1 other RNA gene is annotated in these 389 nt (G+C 51.9%); it reads right to left on the bottom strand.

Annotated elements, in window-relative coordinates:
* Positions 1-170 precede the first annotated feature (170 nt).
* Positions 171-389: a transfer-messenger RNA gene (gene ssrA / locus A7976_RS11845) on the bottom strand; the annotation flags it as partial.

The raw sequence follows: 389 nt of genomic DNA, 5'->3' as shown, positions 1-389 counted from the left end.
CAATAGAGCTTTTCGTTGGGCCTATCAATGGGCCTAAAAGGTTCGGATTTAATTAGTTCTCTTCGGACTTCGCGGGACAAATTGAGGGCACAAAAAAGCCCGCAGGGCTTGCGCCGTGCGGGCTCTTAGGACTTCATCGGATGACTCTGGTAATCACCGATGGAGAATTTTGGTGGAGCTGGCGGGAGTTGAACCCGCGTCCGAAATTCCTACATCCTCGGTACTACATGCTTAGTCAGTCTTTACATTCGCTTGCCAGCTGCGGACGGACACGCCACTAACAAACTAGCCTGATTAAGTTTTAACGCTTCAACCCCAGGCAGGGCTTCCACGCGATCTCTTTTGGGTTTGACCTCTCTTGATCCCCGTCCTAAGAGCGGAGGCTAGGG

It is taken from the genome of Methylobacillus sp. MM3 (genome assembly GCF_001645185.1).
In the GTDB taxonomy this organism is placed as follows: Bacteria; Pseudomonadota; Gammaproteobacteria; order Burkholderiales; family Methylophilaceae; genus MM2.
The sequence above is the reverse complement of the archived record's forward strand: the minus strand, read 5'-3'. Positions and strand labels throughout refer to the sequence as shown.